This window comes from Caulobacter sp. D5 (assembly GCF_003185805.1).
Lineage (GTDB): Bacteria > Pseudomonadota > Alphaproteobacteria > Caulobacterales > Caulobacteraceae > Caulobacter.
The window spans coordinates 1-2164 of sequence record NZ_QHJY01000479.1 but is presented as its reverse complement, the minus strand read 5'-3'; the positions used below and the strand labels follow the sequence as shown (position 1 = coordinate 2164).

General features: G+C 73.2%; 3 protein-coding genes. All 3 read right to left on the bottom strand.

All coding sequences use genetic code 11. The annotated features are described in order from the left end of the window. Nucleotides 1-156: 156 nt before the first annotated feature. Nucleotides 157-735, bottom strand: coding sequence for a hypothetical protein (locus tag DMC18_RS24030; protein WP_110120484.1), 579 nt, complete (start codon nt 733-735; stop codon nt 157-159). Continuing rightward, nucleotides 732-1253, bottom strand: a complete 522-nt coding sequence (locus DMC18_RS24025; protein ID WP_110120483.1) for a murein L,D-transpeptidase family protein — start codon at nt 1251-1253, stop codon at nt 732-734. The genes DMC18_RS24030 and DMC18_RS24025 overlap by 4 nt, the downstream gene beginning before the upstream one ends. Continuing rightward, nucleotides 1250-2164: hypothetical protein (locus tag DMC18_RS26305; RefSeq protein ID WP_158285977.1), on the bottom strand; the 915-nt coding region annotated here is incomplete at its 5' end. The genes DMC18_RS26305 and DMC18_RS24025, both read right to left, overlap by 4 nt.

Below are 2164 nucleotides of genomic sequence, written 5' to 3'. Positions count from 1 at the left end.
ACGCTCCACCCAGCAGCACGACGGCCGGCTTCAGGGTCTCCGAGCCGACCAGGAACATGCCCACGACGAAGACGACGGCGAACCCGAAACCGATCCAGGGTTTCAGCCGCGACGGCCGGACGGCGAGCGGCAGGCGCGGGGCCTCGATCGTCTCGCTCATCGCCCGCGCCGCGCGGCTGGCGCGAAGAGGTGCGGTGCGCGCCGGTGGATCTCGGCCTTCAGGTCGCGGATCGCGATGTCGAGATTGTCGAGATCGATGTCGACGGGCGCCGATACGGGCCAGTCGGGAGCGTTCCGTTCCTCCACGACCGGCGCCCCCAGGATCAGGCGCAGGGCCTCGCCGTCCTCGCCGTACGACTGCACCGAGGCCGAGGCGATCCGCGTCCAGGGCAGGAAGTAGAGCGGCCCGTCGCGGCCCTCGCGCCAGCGGATCCCGTCGAAGGCGACGATCAGGCGGGGGGTCTTGTCGCGCAGGACGAGGGGCAGCCGTCCGATCACGACGGCGGCGATCGCCAGGGGCAGCAGCGAAAACCAGGCCGTCGCCGAGATCGGCCAGGCCCAGACCTGCGAGAGCCAGGCCCGCCAGGACCAGATCGCATGGGCGTCGAGCGCCTGCGACCAGGCCGCCGCGCCGGCGAAGGCGACCAGGATCAGCGCGAGCGCGGCGTGCATGGCCACCATGCGCCGCAGATCGGGGCGGACCACGACGGAGGAGGTGTCGATCGCTTGGCTCATGGCGTGATCCTCACCGTCGCGCCGTCGCGCACCAGGGTCCAGACCTCTTCTATCTCGGGATCGGTGAGCGCTATGCAGCCGTCGGTCCAGTCGCGGCCCGCATAGAGCGCCGACAGGGCGCTCCGGCGGTTGGGCAGGCCGTGGATCATGATGTCGCCGCCGGGCGAGACCCCGGCCGCCCGGGCCGCGGCGACCTGGGCCGGGGTCGGATAGCCGATGCGCAGGGCCAGGTGATAGCGGCTCTTGGGGTTGCGACCGGTGATGCGGTAGTCGCCCTCGGGCGTGCGCCGGTCGCCTTCGCGGGTCTTGGGCGCCAGGCCGCCGGCCCCCAGCGAGACCGTGTAGGTCCGCACCAGCCGCTGGCCGGCATAGAGGCTCATGCGGTGGGCCGCCTTCTCGATGACGATCCGGTCGACCGAGCCTTTGACCGCAGGGGCGGGCGCCTGAGCCGTGGCCGCGCCGCAAGCCGTCAGGGTCGCCGTCAGGACCGTCGCCAGCAGGCCGGCAGGAAGCCTCATCGTTCCGAGTCGCCCGACTGGTCGGGCGCGAACGTCACCAGGCCGCCGAGAGCCACCGGCTCGATCATGGCGGCCGTCAGGCTCTCGCCCGCGCGGCTGTAGCCGATCACGCCGCCGGCCAGCCGCAGGGCGTGGTCCACGCCCGTGGCGTCCTCGTCGGTCCAGTCGCGGAACGGGCGCTCGCCGCCGCCGTCGTCGATCAGCGCGTCGAAGCGCACGCCGCGTTCGCCCTCGGGCTTCCAGCGCAGGATCAGGGTGACGGCCTGGGGGAAGGGCTGGCCGGTGGGCGCGGCCGCGGCCGGACGTTTGACCGGCGAATAGGCCATCACCACGGCGTCGGGGACGTAGGGGCTGGCGCCCTCGCGCGACATCATCACGGTGTTCAGCCTGTCGGCGTTGATGGTGCTGACAGGCCCGATGCCGTAGCCCTTCCGCTTCTGCCGGCGCTCAAGGAAGCACAGGGCCCGGTCGGGCCTGGTCGCGGTCTTGGCCAGGGCCGCCGGCGCGCACCAGATGAACAGGGCGCCGGCCAGGCCGGGCTGCTCGAACTCGGCCAGGCCGTAGACGGGCGTGCCGGCCGGCAGGAAGCGGCTGGCGCCGTCGCCCCGGTTCCTGCCGTCCAGATCGCGGGTCAGGACCCCGCCGAAGCCCTGGCGCACCTGGATGCGCAGCACTTCGCCGCCGGTTGCGATCTGACCCTTGGCCACGTCCAGGGTGGTGGCGTCGGCCGTCAGGCCGGACCAGCGGTTGGCGATGTTTTTCGCGCTGGCGTGGGTGGCGGGCGCCTGGCTCTCGGGCTGGCCGGCGAAGGCCTCGCACACGGCGTACACCGCCAGGCGAGAGTTCCTGGCGGTCTGGCGCGCGCAGTTGCGCGGGGCCAGCAGCGCCGCGGCGCCGCCCGGGGCCGCTCC